15 protein-coding genes are annotated in these 16,140 nt (G+C 54.7%); 11 read left to right on the top strand and 4 right to left on the bottom strand.

From position 1 onward, the window contains the following. The first annotated feature begins 79 nt into the window (after positions 1 to 79). The 3 genes from D9980_RS23880 (at position 80) to D9980_RS23870 (ending at position 3,145) form a co-directional block, all read left to right on the top strand. The gene (locus D9980_RS23880; protein WP_121608634.1) at positions 80 to 739 is read left to right on the top strand and encodes a LuxR family transcriptional regulator; all 660 of its coding nucleotides are present in this window, start codon (positions 80 to 82) and stop codon (positions 737 to 739) included. Between the two features lie 106 nt (positions 740 to 845). Then, positions 846 to 2,036, top strand: coding sequence for an MFS transporter (locus D9980_RS23875; RefSeq protein ID WP_121608633.1), 1,191 nt, complete (start codon positions 846 to 848; stop codon positions 2,034 to 2,036). Beyond that, positions 2,033 to 3,145 carry a class II histone deacetylase gene (locus D9980_RS23870; RefSeq protein WP_121608632.1) on the top strand — a complete coding sequence of 371 codons (1,113 nt, stop codon included), beginning with the start codon at positions 2,033 to 2,035 and terminating at the stop codon, positions 3,143 to 3,145. Before D9980_RS23875 ends, D9980_RS23870 begins: the two co-directional genes overlap by 4 nt. A 41-nt stretch (positions 3,146 to 3,186) precedes the next feature. On the opposite strand, the gene mngB is transcribed toward D9980_RS23870, so the two are convergent. Next, entirely contained in the window at positions 3,187 to 5,823 is a 2,637-nt protein-coding gene (gene mngB, locus D9980_RS23865) for a mannosylglycerate hydrolase (RefSeq protein ID WP_121608631.1), read from the bottom strand. 37 nt (positions 5,824 to 5,860) lie between these two features. Beyond that, the gene (gene mngA / locus D9980_RS23860) at positions 5,861 to 7,786 is read right to left on the bottom strand and encodes a PTS 2-O-a-mannosyl-D-glycerate transporter subunit IIABC (protein ID WP_121608630.1); all 1,926 of its coding nucleotides are present in this window, start codon (positions 7,784 to 7,786) and stop codon (positions 5,861 to 5,863) included. A 234-nt stretch (positions 7,787 to 8,020) separates the two neighbouring features. Between mngA and D9980_RS23855 the strand changes: the two genes are divergently transcribed. The 3 genes from D9980_RS23855 to nadS all read left to right on the top strand — a co-directional run bounded on the left by D9980_RS23855 (position 8,021) and on the right by nadS (position 9,611). Next, the gene (locus tag D9980_RS23855) at positions 8,021 to 8,737 is read left to right on the top strand and encodes a GntR family transcriptional regulator (protein ID WP_071682471.1); all 717 of its coding nucleotides are present in this window, start codon (positions 8,021 to 8,023) and stop codon (positions 8,735 to 8,737) included. 217 nt (positions 8,738 to 8,954) lie between these two features. Next, positions 8,955 to 9,299, top strand: coding sequence for a type II toxin-antitoxin system RelE/ParE family toxin (locus tag D9980_RS23850; RefSeq protein ID WP_121608629.1), 345 nt, complete (start codon positions 8,955 to 8,957; stop codon positions 9,297 to 9,299). A gap of 21 nt (positions 9,300 to 9,320) precedes the next feature. Continuing rightward, a complete protein-coding gene (nadS, locus tag D9980_RS23845) occupies positions 9,321 to 9,611 on the top strand; it encodes a NadS family protein (RefSeq protein WP_121608628.1) in 291 nt (96 codons plus the stop codon). Positions 9,612 to 9,663: 52 nt separating this feature from the next. On the opposite strand, the gene D9980_RS23840 is transcribed toward nadS, so the two are convergent. After that, positions 9,664 to 10,584: a L,D-transpeptidase family protein gene (locus D9980_RS23840; protein ID WP_024485479.1), complete on the bottom strand. Its 921-nt coding sequence runs from the start codon at positions 10,582 to 10,584 to the stop codon at positions 9,664 to 9,666. A 178-nt stretch (positions 10,585 to 10,762) separates the two neighbouring features. Next, positions 10,763 to 11,641 carry a helix-turn-helix domain-containing protein gene (locus tag D9980_RS23835; protein ID WP_121608627.1) on the bottom strand — a complete coding sequence of 293 codons (879 nt, stop codon included), beginning with the start codon at positions 11,639 to 11,641 and terminating at the stop codon, positions 10,763 to 10,765. A 142-nt stretch (positions 11,642 to 11,783) separates the two neighbouring features. Between D9980_RS23835 and D9980_RS23830 the strand changes: the two genes are divergently transcribed. From D9980_RS23830 to D9980_RS23810, 5 genes are all read left to right on the top strand, one after another. Further along, positions 11,784 to 12,605, top strand: a complete 822-nt coding sequence (locus tag D9980_RS23830; protein WP_121608626.1) for a helix-turn-helix domain-containing protein — start codon at positions 11,784 to 11,786, stop codon at positions 12,603 to 12,605. Positions 12,606 to 12,730: 125 nt separating this feature from the next. Then, entirely contained in the window at positions 12,731 to 13,492 is a 762-nt protein-coding gene (locus D9980_RS23825) for a hypothetical protein (RefSeq protein WP_121608625.1), read from the top strand. Continuing rightward, positions 13,473 to 14,201 carry an RES family NAD+ phosphorylase gene (locus D9980_RS23820; protein ID WP_162304323.1) on the top strand — a complete coding sequence of 243 codons (729 nt, stop codon included), beginning with the start codon at positions 13,473 to 13,475 and terminating at the stop codon, positions 14,199 to 14,201. The genes D9980_RS23825 and D9980_RS23820 overlap by 20 nt, the downstream gene beginning before the upstream one ends. Positions 14,202 to 14,433: 232 nt before the next feature. Beyond that, entirely contained in the window at positions 14,434 to 15,510 is a 1,077-nt protein-coding gene (locus D9980_RS23815; RefSeq protein WP_121608623.1) for a YncE family protein, read from the top strand. 293 nt (positions 15,511 to 15,803) lie between these two features. After that, entirely contained in the window at positions 15,804 to 16,070 is a 267-nt protein-coding gene (locus tag D9980_RS23810; RefSeq protein ID WP_162304322.1) for a hypothetical protein, read from the top strand. The last annotated feature ends 70 nt before the right edge of the window (positions 16,071 to 16,140 follow it).

The raw sequence follows: 16,140 nt of genomic DNA, 5'->3' as shown, positions 1-16,140 counted from the left end.
TTGTATCGTTCACATATTGTCCAGATACCTTTGCAGGCGCCCTTCAGGGGACTGAGCGATCAACGGAGGAAAATGCATTTTGACAACCACATCATCCTTCATGCGTAACGACGCTTTTATCTCGAGCTGTCTGAATACCATTGCGCATCTGATCCCAGTTTCAGCCGGGGTTTTTTATCTGGTGGACCCGGACCTGCGGCCAGAACACTACATTCTTCATGGCATTAGCGATGATACCCATCAGCAATATCTGGATCATTTTCAACAGCTGGACCCGTTAAAACCGGCCAACTTCCACCAACAAGACATCCAGATGGTGAACATGACACCAGCGGCGATCGCCAATAACCGCCACTATTATCACGACTTTATGCTGCCCAATCGCATGCGTGACATGACGGAGATTTTTATCCGCCAGCGTAAGCGGATTATTGCCGGGGTTTCTCTGATCCGCGATACGCCGTTCACCGAATTGGAGCGCAGCCGCTTACGTGCGGTGCTGCCGCTGATCGAGTTGGCCACCCGCGATCTGCTGCCAGACAGTGAAGCCCAGTTGCTCACCGCCAAAGAGCAGGAGATCGTCAATATGGTGCGTGAAGGGGCCAGTAATAAGCGTATCGCCTTAAAGCTCGGTATCTCTCTATCGACGGTGAAAACCCATATGCGCAACATCTTTGCCAAAACCGCCGTGGTCAACCGCACCGAACTGGTCTCCAGCGGTTTTATTGCCTACGGCTGATCCTGACTAAAGCAGCAACAATCAACCATCCGCCAATGCTGGCGCGGCCTCCCCATGCTTAAAAAGCGTGGAGGGTAACGATTGACGAAACTCAAGGATAACGACGATGTCCAGTGATGCAGTTTCTGTGCCTTCTGCCGGGGCCTTGCTCCCCTGCCCACCCAGGCTGTTAACGGCGATTATCGTGTTTGCCGCCATCGCGCCAGGGATCCTGATGACCGCTCCCGCCGTCGCTGCCCAGTTAGCTAGCCAGTGGCACCTCACGCCTGGCCAGATCGGCCATCTGTTTTCCACCGAACTGGGAGCCATGAGCATCGCCACGCTGCCAGCCTGGTGGTGGATCAGCCGGATCAACTGGCGCAAGATCGCCACGCTGGCGGCGGTGGTGTTCCTGATCGGTAATCTGGCCTCGGCCATGGCCACTGATTTCAGCCTGCTATTGGTCTTGCGATTTATCGCTTCACTGGCCGGTGGCACGCTGATGATCCTCTGCATTTCTTGTGCGGCAGGTACCGCCAACCCCAGTCGAGTCTATGCCTTTTGGGTGCAGGGCCAACTGCTGCTAGGCGTGTTCGGCTTGCTGGCATTGCCCCCGCTGTTTGCTCATTTCGGCCTGATGGCGGTTTACCTGATCCTGGCGGCGATCATGCTGTGTTGCCTGCCGTTGCTGAGCGCGTTCCCCAGCGGCTTCCGCCATAGCTACAGCGCGGCCAGTCAGATGCCTCCAAGCCCCCCCATCTACAAACTGTTTGCCGTGCTGGCGGTATTAGCCTTTTACATCAGCTTGAGTGCGGTCTGGACTTTTATCGGCACTATCGCCGAAGCCGCGGGCCTTTCACCGGTGCACAGCGGGCAGGTGCTGGCCGCCGCCACCCTGTTTGGCATCATCGGCGCTGGCGGGGCGGCACTGGTTGGCGCAAGACGCAGCCACAAGCCGTTGTTGTGGATCGGCTACGGCCTGCTGATTGCCAGCGTCCTGCTGCTGAGCCGCAACCCGCTACTCATTCGTTTCACCCTCGCCGCCGTGATGTTCAAGTTTACCTGGACCTTTGTGCTGCCCTTTATTCTGGCGCGCGTTTCGGTGCTGGATAACAACGGCAAGCTGATGAACAGCATCAATCTGGTGATTGGCGGCGGCATGGCCATTGGCCCTACGTTGGCAGGTTATCTGATCGAATCTTCCGGCGGGATCAACGCATTGCTGATCGGCGCATTGAGCTGTGCGCTGCTGTCACTGCTGCTGATCTCGCTGGCTTCACCGCGCGCGCCGCGCCGTTTAACAGGAGTCATAAGGTGAAAAGAACAACCGGCTTTTTCTTCGATGAACGCTGTTTCTGGCATAGCACCGGCTTACATGCCACCACGCTGCCGGTGGGCGGCTGGGTGCAACCGCCATCTGGAGCCGGGCATGCCGAGTCGCCGGAAACCAAGCGGCGGATGAAAAACCTGATGGACGTTTCCGGCCTGTCGCGTCAGCTCAAGCTGCTGAGCGCCGAGCTGGCCGATGAGAAAGATTTACTGCGTATCCATCCGGCACATTACCTGCAGCGTTTCAAACAGCTGAGTGATAACGGCGGCGGCATGTTGGGGGAAGAGGCACCTTTGGGGCCAGGCAGCTATGAGATTGCCAAACTCTCCGCCGGGCTGGCCTGCGCTGCGGTCGAGGCGGTGCTGAAGGGCGAACTGGACAACGCCTATTCCCTCTCACGCCCGCCGGGCCATCACTGCCTGCCGGATCAATCGATGGGGTTCTGCTTCCTGGCTAATATTCCCATTGCCATCGAACGCGCCAAAGACCGCTTCGGGCTAGGCAAGGTGGCAGTGATCGACTGGGACGTGCACCACGGCAACGGTACCCAGCACATCTACTGGCAGCGCGACGACGTGCTGACCATCTCGTTGCATCAAGACGGCTGTTTCCCGGCGGGCTACGCCGGTGAACAAGATCGCGGTGAGGGAGCCGGAGCGGGTTACAACATCAATATTCCGCTGCTGGCCGGGGCCGGTGACGACGGCTATCAATACGCCATGCAGCAAATCGTCATTCCGGCACTGGAGCAGTTCAAGCCAGAGATGATCATCATCGCCTGCGGTTACGATGCCAACGCCATCGATCCACTGGCGCGGATGCAGTTACACAGCGACAGTTTCCGCGCTATGACCGCTCAGGTGCAAAGCGCTGCTGACAGGCTCTGTGGTGGCAAGCTGGTGATGGTGCATGAAGGGGGTTATGCCGAAGCCTATGTGCCGTTCTGCGGCCTGGCGGTAATGGAAGAGTTGAGCGGCATACGCACCGAGGTGCAGGACCCAATGCTGGAATTTATTCAGCAACAGCAACCTCGCGAGGCTTTCAACCAGTTCCAGCGTGCCGCTATCGACCAACTGGCACGCCAATTCGATTTATAGCTGTGTTCAGAGGCGTGGCAACCCACGCCTCTGACCTGTACTTATCGGATAAAACGGAAGGTTTTCGACTGGCAAGGAGCCAAGGTAGTGAAATCCCCTTCTACTATGCCTTGCTGTGGCAACGGTTGTTCATCCATCCCGGTTTCCAGCCATTCCTGCGCTGGAGCCGCCAACGTTAGTGCCCCACCGATCGACACCTGCTCTGAGGGGTTATACACGCGGATAATCAAAGCATCGGCATCCTCAGCCTTCTTCAACACACTCAGCACCGGGCCTGACTCAGGCATCGAAAGCAGGCTAAAGTGCAGCGGCGTGCGGAAGGCTGCCAGATTGAGCTTCATCGCATCAAACGGGATTTTGTTGTAACAGCGCACCGGTGTGACGTACGCCCGCGCCTGCTGCATCACGCCCGCCTGATGTGGATCTCCTGCAAAACCGAACAGGCTGAACCGGCAATGCAATTTGCCACGCATCTGGGAATCTGGCGTTGGCAGCTTGATACCGGATGGGCGACCCGGCCGCAACAGCAATTCTTCTTTACCCAACACGCCTACCGAACGGAACAGCGTCAGGGCAAAGGTATCGCGGCGCTCACCAACAATCTCGAACTCGCGCAGCCCCTCGGTAAACAACGCCAACCCATGCAGATCGTCATGCAGGGCGGCAAAATTCATCAGTTGCCACACCGGGATCGGCGCCTCTTTCCAGCCCTCTTGCTGCCAAACTGCCATGGCCGGATCGTCCACCGGACGAGTAATGCAGCCAAACTGGTTATCCGCCAGCACGCTTTCACTGGCGAACGGCGTTGGGATCAACACCCGTACGCGGTGATCGTCGGCCTGGTTATCCAGCCACATCTCAATATCGATCCGGCGGCTGTTGTGGGCTAACGTTACTTGGCACTGCACATCCAGATAACCGTCACTACGGCGCTCCGCCCGCTGTTGCAGGTTGGCTGGCAATGCCATACGCAGTTCCAGTGTGGCGATACTCTGCCAAGCCTCATGTTTGATTGAGGTAGCCACTGCGCTTTGCGTGGAATAGATCAACCACTCTTCACGGGAAGGCGAATAGTCATACTCATCGCCATCGTCGGAGCCATCCTCCAGTTGCAGCACCTGCTGATAGAGATAGCCGCTTTGTTTATCGGTAATATCCAACGTACCGTTGGCATTCAGGGCAATGCGGTAATACTCGTTTTCCAACAGTTCTGCCGGTTGCGACGCAGCTTGGCGTTGCTGGCCTGCCTGATTGGCATGAATATGCAAGGTGCAATATCCCATCGCGGGCAATGGCTGACAGAGTTGAATGTCGTACTCCATAAAGGGATCGTAGTTGCCGTAATGCACAATCTGGCGATCCACCAGCCCAGGATCGATCTCCCGCGCGGCGCGGATAAAATACTCCACCGGCTGGCCCTGTTCGTCCACCAGCGAGAACTGCTGGGCACGAATACGAATGGTGGTATTGATCATCTCTTCACGCGAGTAAGGCAGCAGGTTGAAGAACGTCAGTTTGTCGGCATCTGCGTGCTGTACCGGCATATTGTCGACGATCTTGCGCATATAGAAGCGCACCAGGTTTTCCGCCATGTCGTCCGCCAGAATAAAGCGCGTCATGATCTCCTGATGTACCTTGTCGCTACAGCAACAACCGATGCTGTCGTGGGCGTGGTTTTTCAGGATCTCTTTCCACATTTTCTCCAGCAGGCCGTGATGGTATTCAAAACCCAGCGACCAGGCGATCGCCGCCAACGGCTCGAGGATATTGACGATCTTATTCTCGATCTCGGCGTGGGCGATCTTGATATCCATGCGGGTAGACGAGATAGTGCGGTGCACGCGCATGTATTTACCGTCGTTAAATTCCCCCTTCAGCGTCGCCAAACGTTCACGACTGGCCTCGATCCGCTCAAAGACCTCTTCAAACCGGCTCATGACAAACTCGCGCTGCGGGTAAATCTCGCGCAGTTTGGCCATCACCTGGAAGATATTCTGTTGCAGCGGCATCTGATCGTGGCCGTTCGGCAACAGGATGTCCTTGGTAACCGAAGCGTTTTCCAGCACAGTGAAATAGCTGTCCAGCCGTTTACGCAGACCGGCTTCATCTTCTGGCAGGTATTTACCAATGGCGTAACCGAGCGGCAGCACCTGTGCCGCAACTTCGCTGCCGTCGTTGCTTTGCCACAGGAACTCGGTCTTGTCGGTGCCGTGACGCTCGGAGCAGCCGCGCCAGAACATGGCGCGCGTGATACCGAACCCGTTGAAAATATGCGGTAACTGCGAAGACATGCTGAAAGAGTCCGGCAGATAGCCGATCTTCATCGGTTCGCCAAAGGAGAGGCAGTCGCGCATGCCATACATCAGGTTGCGAACGATCGATTCCCCTGACACCACCATGGTATCGGTTTGGGTATACCACGGGCCGACGATCAGCTTGCCAGCCTGCACCAACGCTTTCACCCGCTCGTGATTTTCTGGCTTGATGGCGAAGTAGTCTTCCAGCACCGCCGTTTGCCCATCCAGCACATAGAAGCGGTACTCGGGATCGGTTTCCAGCCGGGTCAGGATCTCTTCCATGTTGTTGATCAGCAGGATGCGTGACTCCTCGGTGGTGAAATACCACTCACGATCCCAATGCATATGCGGCGTAATGTGAACACGTGATACAGCTTTCATAATCAATTCCTAAATAAGACAGCTAATTCGTCTGGAATTACTGCGGCTGAACGAGGGTGTATTTGCCCTGCTTCATCGCCTGACGGCGCCAAAGGATCAGCACCAATGTTGAGATCGCCGTGCCAAGCAGCGCCGCCCCCAGCCAGACGGCTGCCGACAGCAAGCCACCGAGGCCATTATCGTGCAGCAGGAACAGCGAGAAGATCCCCGCGCCCGGCGTCGACAGGCCAATCCCCATACCACCAACGATCGCACCAGTCACCAGCGATCCCACCAGGAAGGAACCGATCACCCGCACAGGATCTTCAATTGCCATCGGGATTGCCCCTTCGGTAATGCCTGCCAGGCCAAGCAACCAGGTCGATTTACCGGTTTCAATCTCGAACTGTTGGAACAGCCGTGGGGCCAGCAACGTTGAAGCGGTAACCGTAAAGGCCGAGACCATTTTGACCGCGCCAAAGATCGCATAAGGGCCGAACACACCGTTGGCCATCGCACCCAGGCAGAACGCATAGGCTGCCTTGTTCACCGGGCCGCCGAGGTCGAAAGAACACATAAAACCGAGGATCGCTCCCAGCACCAACGCGTTGGTACCAGACAGGCCGTTAAGCCAGGCGGTCAGGCTGTTGTTCAACCAGGCCACCGGCTCGCCGATCACAAACAGCATCAGGCTGCCCGCTACCAGCGTGCCAATCACCGGGTAAAGATAAAACGTCAGGAAACCGTTGAAGTTGGGGCTGAGGCGCACATGGTTTTTCACCCAGCGCATCAGATAGCCGGCGATCAGGCCGCCCACAATACCGCCAAGGAAGCCGGAACCAATCATGTTTGCCGCCAGCCCGGCCGCAAAACCTGGGCCAAGGGCCGGTTTATCCGCCAGCGAATATGCCGTGTAGGCCGCCAATACCGGCACCATCAAGATACCCAGCATGCCACCACCCAGCTTGCGGTACATCCACAGCCAGGAGTTCTCTTGATCGAACAGATGCTGCAGACCAAAGATTTGCGCCAGCAGTACCGAAACGGCCAACACCGTGCCACCCGCCACAATCAGCGGCACTGCAAAAGAGATCCCGCTGAGTAAGGCCTGTTTGAGTTCGGTCTTCACGCTACTTTTCTGCACCGGCACTTCGCTTTGCTGCACCCGCGCAGCACCGTTAGCGGATTGGCCCACAGCCAATGCCTGCTGCAAAATGCGTTCGGCGTGTTTGATTGGCTCGGCGACCGGCGTTTCGATACGGGGGATACCGTTGAAGCGCTCCACTTCTTTAATCGCGACTTCGGCTGCGAACACGCAGGCCGTCGCACTATTTAGCTGTTCCGCCGTCAGGCGGCCTTCGATCCCGTTGGCCCCTTGTTTCTCCACATACACGTTGATGCCGAGCTTGCGCCCCGCTTTCTCAAGATATTCCGCCGCCATATAGGTATGGGCGATACCGGCCGGGCAAGCGGTGACGCACACCACCGTAGGCCGCGAATCATCCTGCGGTTTGGGGGCAGATTCCGGCGTCCCTCCTGCCAACAGGGCCAACAGCTGTTCCGGAGTGCTGGCCTGTAACACTGCCGCGCGGATATCGTCATCCACCAGCGCCGTCGTCAGACTGGTCAGTAATTGCATATGCGTGGTACCGGCCTGCGCCTGCGGGATCGCCAGCAGGAAGATCAGGTTAACGCTTTCCGGCCCATCAATCCCTTCCCACTCCAACGGCGTATTCAGCGTGGCAACGGCAAATGCGGCTTCCTTTACCGCATCGCTTTTACCATGGGGCACCGCCAGCCCTTCACCCAGCGCGGTAGGGCCTTGCGCTTCCCGGGCAAAGACCTCGCGTAGAAAAGCCGCTTTGTCGCGTAATTTGCCTTGCGCATCTAGTTGGTCGGCAAGCAGATGAATGGCTTGATCGCGCTCCGCAAAGGCTACTTGCAGGTTTATCAGGCTGGGGTGGGTCAGGCTGCTCAGGTCCATCTTAATCCTCACGCTGAAGCCAGGGCGGCTCCGTCAATAAACAGGCGGCGATCATACCAACACAAGCCACACCAATTTGTGATCAATTTCAAATCAACGCCATTTTTGTATTAAATTTGCATTAATTCAATTTAAGGACAACTTAACGAGATATGGCGTTATTGGTTTGTTTATCCCTGGCCTAAGGCTAGAATGCGGGCAGCAGATCCAACAACCAGCCGGGGACACCAAAGCGTGAGCAAAAAGCCAATTTATCGCCAGATTGCGGATACCCTGCGCCAACAGGTTGCGGATGGTGAACTGAAACCCGGCGACGCGTTACCGACCGAGGCTTTACTGCGCGAAGAGTACAACGTCAGCCGGGTAACGGTGCGCCAGGCGTTGAAATTGCTGACCGAAGAGCAGGTGATTGAGAGCATTCAGGGCAGTGGCTGGTACGTCAAAGAAGAGAAGGTCAATTACGATATCTATCAGCTCACCAGCTTTTATGAAAAGTTGGCGGATCGCAACGTGGAAACCCACAGCGACGTGCTGATCTTTGAAGTCGCCAAGGCCAGCCCAACCATTGCCGAAGCATTGCACCTGACCACCGAAGACAAAGTGTATTACGTCAAACGGGTGCGTTATATCAAGCAAAAGCCGGTCACCCTGGAAGAGACCTGGATGCCGTTGGCGCTGTTCCCCGACCTCAGCTATGAAGTGATGCAGAAATCCAAATATCACTACATCGAACAGGTTAAAAAGCGGGTGATTGATCGTAGCGAGCAGGAGATCATCCCGGTAATGCCGAGTGAAGATGTGGTGAAGGCGTTAGGGATCGATCCGCAGAAACCAATCCTGGAGAAGGTCTCCACCGGTTTTCTCAACGACGGCACGGTGTTTGAGTTCAGCCGCAACTTCTTTAAAAGCGAAGATTACAAGTTCACCCTGGTAGCCAAGCGAACACGCTGAGTTTTTCCCATAAAAAAAGACGCCCGCAGGCGTCTTCTGAAACTGCAGACATTCCCCACCAAACTCACAAGGGGGCCCGTACGGCCCCCTACAAACTCCACAATATTGTCAAACTGAGATTGCCGCAGGCGTCTGTGCAATTTTTCTGTACAATAAACCATCAGAACTTGATTATCGTACTATGTACGAGTATTGTGAATGATATGGAGGCGTCGTAATGGAATACTTTGAGTTCATCGAAACCCCAGTTTTTAGCAGGCAACGCGAAACCCTATTAGACGATGATAGCTTTCGTGAGCTACAAACCCACCTGTTAAAATATCACGCAGACGGCGATACTATAAGTAAAACAGGCGGTTGCAAAAAAATCCGATGGAACCGTCCAGGCATGGGGAAACAAGGTGGTGTAAGAGTTATCTATTACGTCATCACCCGCAGCGGCAAGGTTTACCTGTTGATTGTTTATCCTAAAAACGCCAAAGACGACTTAACCGAAGCCGAGAAAGCGATACTTAAAGCGTTAACCGATAAACTGAATTACACGGTGCCGCACAAGGCATAGCACTTGCTTAGAGGTTGCAAAGTGGACAAAGAACTTTTTAACGATCTGGTCGAAAGCATGGAACAGATGGTCGCGATTGAAAAAGGCGAAATGCAGCCTGCTCGTGTCCATCGCCATCATATCCCCAACGTGAAATCACTACGCGAAGCCAGCGGCATGAAGCAGGAAGAGTTTGCGCAGGCGGTTGGAGTTAGTCCTTCCCTGGTGCAAAGTTGGGAACAAAATCGTCGAATACCCTCCGGCTCTTCACTCAAAATCTTGCTGATGATTGAGCGCCACCCCACCATTATTAACGATCTACTCGCCATCTAAATTCCATAAAAAAAGACGCCCGAGAGCGTCTTTTTTATCGCAATAGCAAAAATCAGTTCACTTTAACCGGCATACCGGAACGTGCCTTGATGGCCGCGTCCACGACGCTCTGGTCAACGGCTGGATCCATCAGCACTTTGCCAACTGGCGCGGTGATGGTGATTGGCACGGGTTCTTTCGACTTCAGCTCATCTTCGTTGGCAGACAGGGGGTTGTGCACTTCCAGGTAACGTGAACCGTCTGGCTCTACGGAAACCTTCACCGGCTCGTTGATGAACTGCACGCGAGTACCTACCGGTACGCTGTCGAACAGGTATTTGATGTCGTCAGCACGCAGACGCACACAGCCGTGGCTCACGCGCAGGCCGATACCGAAGTTGGCGTTGGTGCCATGGACCGCATACAGACGGCCAACATAGAGCGCGTACAGCCCCATCGGGTTATCCGGGCCTGCCGGGAATACGGCTGGCAGGATTTCACCATCGGCAGCGTACTCTTCGCGCATTTTAGCGGTTGGCGTCCAAGTTGGGCCAGCCTTCTTACGCTGTACGGTGGTAACCCAGTCCAGCGGAGTATCTTTACCCAGTTGGCCGATACCAATCGGCAGCACCACGACGGTCTTGGTGCCTTTCGGGTAGTAGTACAGACGCATTTCTGCGCTGTTGATGATGATGCCTTCACGCGGGGCGTCTGGCAGGATCAACTGCTGTGGAATGGTCAGCGTGCTGCCTGGCAGCGGCAGGAACGGGTCAACGCCAGGGTTAGCCTCCAGCATGTTGCTCAAGCCCATCTGGTATTGAGCCGCAAAGCTCTCCAGCGGCAGTTTGCTGTCTGCAGGCACGGTGATCTGAATATTTTCCCCAACCAGACGGCTGTCTTTGGCGGGCAAAGGGTATACAACGGCGAAGGCAGCCTGGCTGAATGCAACCAGAGCGGTAAACAGGGTTAATAACGCGCGAATGCTCATTTTCATCTTCGTAGTAAAGTGGTGGCCGCACTGGCTAAAAATGGTATGTGTTCTGCCCGGCCTGCTTTGACCGGATGCGCATTATATGTGCACTTGCCGCCAAGATGGAAACATTACTAACGCAAATACCTCACTTTTTTGTAGCCGGATATAGGGAATAGTGTCCTTTTGGTAAATTCCTACCCTAGCGTAGCCCACTGCCCTCTTCGCCACGGCGGATCGGGATAAGATATTCACAGCTGATCGCCGCCTGATCGTCACCGTAGCAAACGCCCAATGCCGGGGAAAAACGCTCAATATCCTGCCCTGGCCGCCGTACCGCATTCATCTGCGGAATGGCAGTGTCATACAGCCGGGCGATAAAGTTCTGTAGCCCTGCAACCTGCCCCTGATAGGCAAAGCGGGCATACTCCCCGGGTTCGATCGTCACCGTTTCACCTGCCGCCTCTTCCTCTGGCAGTGCCGCCGTATACACCATCTGTTGACGATCCCGCTGCCGGGTGTCTGCCTTCAGGCTCATCAGGCCATAGGCGACGGCGGGTAACCCGTGTTCCGGATGCAGCAAATGCCGCCAGGCATGTTGACGCAACAGCTTTTTCGAGGGCCCCAACTGCCCCAACGTGCAGCTACCCTGATGCGTATGGCCGACTAGTTTCATTGAAGGCAGCACAATAATCTCCGCTTCAGGCATTGGCTCGTTGGCCATATTCAACGGCGGTTGCAAGCCATAACTAGGCCAGTCCAGGCTCCGGCGATAGGCCGCTGGCGGTAAACCAAACTGTTTTTTAAACCCACGGGTGAAGGTCTGCTGGGAATCAAACTGGTATTTATCTGCGATACAGGCCACCGTGGCGCTGGTCAGGCGCAACTCACGCGCCGCCGCCGTCAACCTTCTGCGCCGGGCATAGGTCCCCAACACTTCACCGGTGTGCTGCTTGAACATCCGTTGCAGGTGCCATTTGGAATAGCCGGATTTGGCCGCGATGCTGTCCAGCGTCAAAGGCTGATCCAGGCTTTGCTCAATCCAGGCCAGAAGTTGACTAATGACATTTTCCTGGTGCATGGCCTCTCCTCTGCGTTGTCGGTCATGAGCGTGTTACCACAAAACACGCCAGTGGCGCTTACTCTAACGACGTTGGCGCTAGACCACATTGCACAATCAAGACATAATATTGCTCAAACACGCCAATATGATAATTATTCTCATGAAAGCCACCTGCCAGGATCCCAGACCCGATATCGATAACGTGCCACGCGCCATCTTCGCGGTTCAGGCATCAAGTGTGCAGAAAGACTGGGAATGCACCCATCATCGCCACCGCAAGGCACAATTGATTTACACGGTGCGCGGCATGATCCGCTGCGAAGTGGAAAATGGCCTGTGGCTGGTGCCGCCACAATGTGCCTTGTGGATGCCCAGTAACGTCAGCCACAACGCGCGGGCCACCAGCCAAAGCGAGTGCTATTGCCTGTTCGTTGAGCAGGACGCCATCCCTGGTTTGCCGCAAAACTGCTGCACCTTGACGGTGTCACCGTTGCTGCGAGAGTTGCTGTTGCAGGCCAGCCAGTTCGATATTCTCTACCCGGAAGAGGGCCCGGAAGGGCGTATTGCGCAGGTTTTGTTGGACCAACTGGCCGCAGCGCCGCTGGAGAACCTGCACCTGCCAGTGTCCAATGATGCCCGCATCCGCCAATTGACCGAGCAACTGCTGGCCAACCCGGCCGATAAATCCACTCTGGGCCAGTGGGCGCAACGCATTGGCATGAGCGAACGTTCGCTCAGCCGCACGCTGCAACAACAGATGGGCATGAGCTTTGGCCACTGGCGGCGGCAATTACATGTGATGCTGGCTCTGCAACGCTTAACGCAGGGAGAAAGCGTCCAGACCGTGGCGTTAGATCTCGGCTACGAGAGCGCCAGTGGCTTTGTCACCATGTTCCGTAAAGCAGTTGGTAAGCCCCCGGCCCGTTATTTGGCGGAAAAAGCCGCAGCAGATCAGGCAATTGCTGGTGCGATAAGGCTGTGAGCCCGCACTTCGACTGATCATGTTGCCAGCATCTGTTCTGGTCAATTCTTACACAACCTGCTATAACTGAGGATAGTTTGGTTAGAATGGTTAAAACGGTTAGCTTTAGCTAACGGGAGAAAAGAATGCTGGCCCGAGAAATCGACATCAACAGAGATGGCCTCAGGATCAGGAAAGATGGGCTGCAGATGGTCATCAGTAAAAGGAAAATGAAGGCGCAGAAGCCTTTCTTTCAGCTGAAAGTTGATATAGACAACTCAACGTCTCTCGGTGTGGTTGAAGAGCACCTGAAAATCATGTTGCAAACTCTCCGCCAGGTTAGAGAAGCTGAAAATGATCATGGCGACGTCTGCCACATCGACGAAACACGTTTTGAAGCCATGTTTCATAGCCTGGAGCAACAGATCAATCCGGATGACACTGCCCGGATAATTCTTCCGCGGGATACGCAAGAGCCCATCAACCACAGCGGGCTGGTTGATATTTCCAAGGTAGAGCGCGGTCGTGAGCATATCCTGGCAGCCAGCGAATGGCTCACGGCGGAGCAGATTTCCCATCTGGCAGGCTTTGCTACCGAGAATCCCTCGGCCCAGCCAAGCAAATGGAAAAGCCATCAACGCATATTTTCTTTGAAGAAAGGGGCAACACAACTCTTTCCCCGTTATGCGCTGGATGATAACTATCGCCCGCTTCCCGTTATGGCAGTGTTACTCGCCAGCTTTAAAAACCTGAAACACGGCTGGGGGCTTGCCCAGTGGTTCGCGACGTCAAACAACCTGTTGGCTGGCCGCCGTCCCATGGAGATGTTGCAGTCATATCCTGCCAATGTGATTGCGGCGGCGGAATATGAAGCGAAAAGGATTGTCGATGGAGCAGAACAAATTTAAACAGAAGGGTGAGCCCAAAAAGGGAGATTTTGGTTCACCCGTTTTTCTTGGCCGCAAGATAGCCGCCCCTGGCAAGACCCTGCGGGTAAGAATCGAAGTCATTCCCAAAGGCACGGTGTTACATCGCTGCCATGACGCGCAGTATCCCGGCGACAGTTTTAATCCTGGCAGAGTATTGCTCCCCAATGAATATGGAGCCCGTTTCAGCCCTATCAGAGATGCGGCTTTGGATCTGATCCCCACCATGTACCTGGCCAGCAGTTGCGAAGCCGCTATCGCGGAATCGGTTTTTCACGATGTAGTCGCCACCGGCAAAACAGAATTTTTCGACTTACGCCCATTTACCAAAATGCATTACATCCAGTTAAAACTAGAGCGGGATCTGAACGTCGTCAGTTGCCGAGCACAGGATTGTATCTATATGGGCATCGATCGCGATGAATTGATCGGCAGTACCCAGCTCGAATATTCACAAACCCGAGCCTGGTCGCAGGCTATTTATCAACAGCATCATAACGTTGACGGATTGAAGTGGTACTCAAAAAGAGATGACGACCATTTTGCCTTGGTCCTGTTTGGTGGCCAACGGGTCATGAATAGTGCACTCTCGATAACCGAACCCTCAAGCCGTCTCCTCAGCCATAAAACCATTGGCCAAATTATCCAAAAGACCGCCGAGCGTCTGGGCCTGATCCTGACCGAAGAGTAGACACTGGCCGGATATTCTCCTCCCTCGCTGATTGCCCTAAACGTGACAGTTATCGCCCCAAGCAACAAAAGTGCTCCCCTTCCGTAAGAATAATGATTATCATTCACAAATATAGTGAGCCGCATGCGATGACATGACCGGCCTGATTTTGCTTTCGATTCAATGTTGAGCCCAATTTAGCCGCCGAGCAGCAGCCCGGTGGTGACCTGTATTTTGATGAAATGGAGCTTTTATGAACGCTATGATGACCACCAGCCGTAAGTTTGGCGGACGTGCGGTTTACCCTCTGTTGCTTCTCAGCAGCCTGATGTTTTCTACCTCTGTGCTGGCACAGACAGAGACGGAACTGCTGCGTAAGCCGGTAGGTAAAGGCGCTTACGAGATGGTGTACAGCCAGGGCGAGAATGCGCTGTATCTGGCAACTTCACAGAGCCGCAAGCTGGATAAGGGCGGCATCGTCTATCGCCTAGACCCACAAACGCTGGATATCACGCAGATCATTCATAACGATATCAAACCGTTTGGTGCCGCCATCAATACCAAGACCGACACTCTCTATTTTGGTAACACCACCAGTAACTCACTGACCGCTATCGACGGTAAAACCGGCGAAGTGAAAGGCCGCCTGGTGCTGGACGCTCGTAAACGCTCTGATGCCGTGAAACCATTGGCCCCACGTGAACTGGTGGCAGACGCGACTACAGACACCGTCTATATCACCGGCCTGGGCGAGTCCAGCGTGGTTTGGGTTGTGGATGGCAAGGATCTGACCCTGCGCACCACCATCACCGAAACCGGTAAATACGGTACCGGTCTGGCGCTGGATGCAGCGGCAAGCCGCCTGTATGTGACCAATGCCGATGGCGAGTTGGTGACTATCGATACCAAAACCAACAAGGTGCTTTCACGTAAGAAACTGGATGAGTCTAAGGAACACTTCTTCCTGAATATCAGCCTGGATCCGGCAAACCATCGCGCGTTTATTACCGACTCCAAGCAGCCGCAGGTGCTGGTTGTTGATACCAACAACGGCAACATTCTGCAGAAGATCGACGTGCCGGAATCCCTGGCTGTGTTGTTTAACCCAGCGCGCAATGAAGTGTATGTCACTCATCGCAAAGAAGGCACCGTGAGCGTAATTGATGCCAAGAGTTACAAGCTGTTGGAAACCATCAAGACGCCAACGCATCCAAACAGCCTGGCACTGTCACCAGATGGTAAAACGCTGTACGTGAGCGTGAAACAGGCTTCAAGCCGTGAAAAAGAAGCGACCGATCCGGATGATGTGATCCGCATTGCGTTGAAGTAATAGCGTTATTCTCCCTCACCCTAACCCTCTCCCCAAGGAGAGGGAATCGAACGTGCTACAGTTTACGCTTGCGTTTGAACACCACAGCGCTGGGGTGGGGGAAGAATAGTCTCAACCAGGCTTTTTACCCTTTGGCTCCCGCTTCTCTCCCACTAATGTCAATCCACGTCAAGCTCCTTGACGAAGCTTATCACTTAATTTACCTGAGCTTATCTTGAGCCAGCGATCGCGATGTCCTACGGTATCGGTAGTTTGAATGGAAAGCTAACTGACCGTAAAAAGGATCAATGATCATGGTTAAGTCTTTGAGAAATCCGCTGATTGGTTTGCTGTGTTTGTCGACGGTTGGCTGTGCCAATATGACCAACGATGAGGTCGCGATCACCGGTGTGGTGATCGGGCTAGGTGCACTGGTCGCGCTGGCACTATTAAGCGATGGTGACGACAAGGATCATAAAGAACCTCCCCGTAAAGAGCATGGCGACAAAGGTGGCCATAAGGGTGGTAATAAGCATGGGTATGGGAAGGATCATGGGAAAGGTCATCCCGGACGCCGTTAATCCCTGGCAAAATCCGCAGACTCCCGAGACTACAGGCATTTATTCATCGGCTCGCCACCTAGGGGCGCTG

Source organism: Serratia sp. 3ACOL1, assembly GCF_003668775.1.
Classification (GTDB): Bacteria; Pseudomonadota; Gammaproteobacteria; order Enterobacterales; family Enterobacteriaceae; genus Chania; species Chania fonticola.
This window is presented reverse-complemented; position numbering and strand designations above follow the sequence as displayed.

What these genes read in the sequence shown, in the direction of transcription:
- D9980_RS23820 (WP_162304323.1), top strand. Translation starts at nt 13,473, where the DNA reads ATGGAGCAGAACAAATTTAAACAGAAGGGTGAGCCCAAAAAGGGAGAT.
- D9980_RS23825 (WP_121608625.1), top strand. Translation starts at nt 12,731, where the DNA reads ATGCTGGCCCGAGAAATCGACATCAACAGAGATGGCCTCAGGATCAGG.
- mngB (WP_121608631.1), bottom strand. Translation starts at nt 5,823, where the DNA reads ATGAAAGCTGTATCACGTGTTCACATTACGCCGCATATGCATTGGGAT.
- D9980_RS23875 (WP_121608633.1), top strand. Translation starts at nt 846, where the DNA reads ATGTCCAGTGATGCAGTTTCTGTGCCTTCTGCCGGGGCCTTGCTCCCC.
- D9980_RS23840 (WP_024485479.1), bottom strand. Translation starts at nt 10,584, where the DNA reads ATGAAAATGAGCATTCGCGCGTTATTAACCCTGTTTACCGCTCTGGTT.
- D9980_RS23815 (WP_121608623.1), top strand. Translation starts at nt 14,434, where the DNA reads ATGAACGCTATGATGACCACCAGCCGTAAGTTTGGCGGACGTGCGGTT.
- D9980_RS23835 (WP_121608627.1), bottom strand. Translation starts at nt 11,641, where the DNA reads ATGCACCAGGAAAATGTCATTAGTCAACTTCTGGCCTGGATTGAGCAA.
- mngA (WP_121608630.1), bottom strand. Translation starts at nt 7,786, where the DNA reads ATGGACCTGAGCAGCCTGACCCACCCCAGCCTGATAAACCTGCAAGTA.
- D9980_RS23830 (WP_121608626.1), top strand. Translation starts at nt 11,784, where the DNA reads ATGAAAGCCACCTGCCAGGATCCCAGACCCGATATCGATAACGTGCCA.
- D9980_RS23810 (WP_162304322.1), top strand. Translation starts at nt 15,804, where the DNA reads ATGGTTAAGTCTTTGAGAAATCCGCTGATTGGTTTGCTGTGTTTGTCG.
- D9980_RS23850 (WP_121608629.1), top strand. Translation starts at nt 8,955, where the DNA reads ATGGAATACTTTGAGTTCATCGAAACCCCAGTTTTTAGCAGGCAACGC.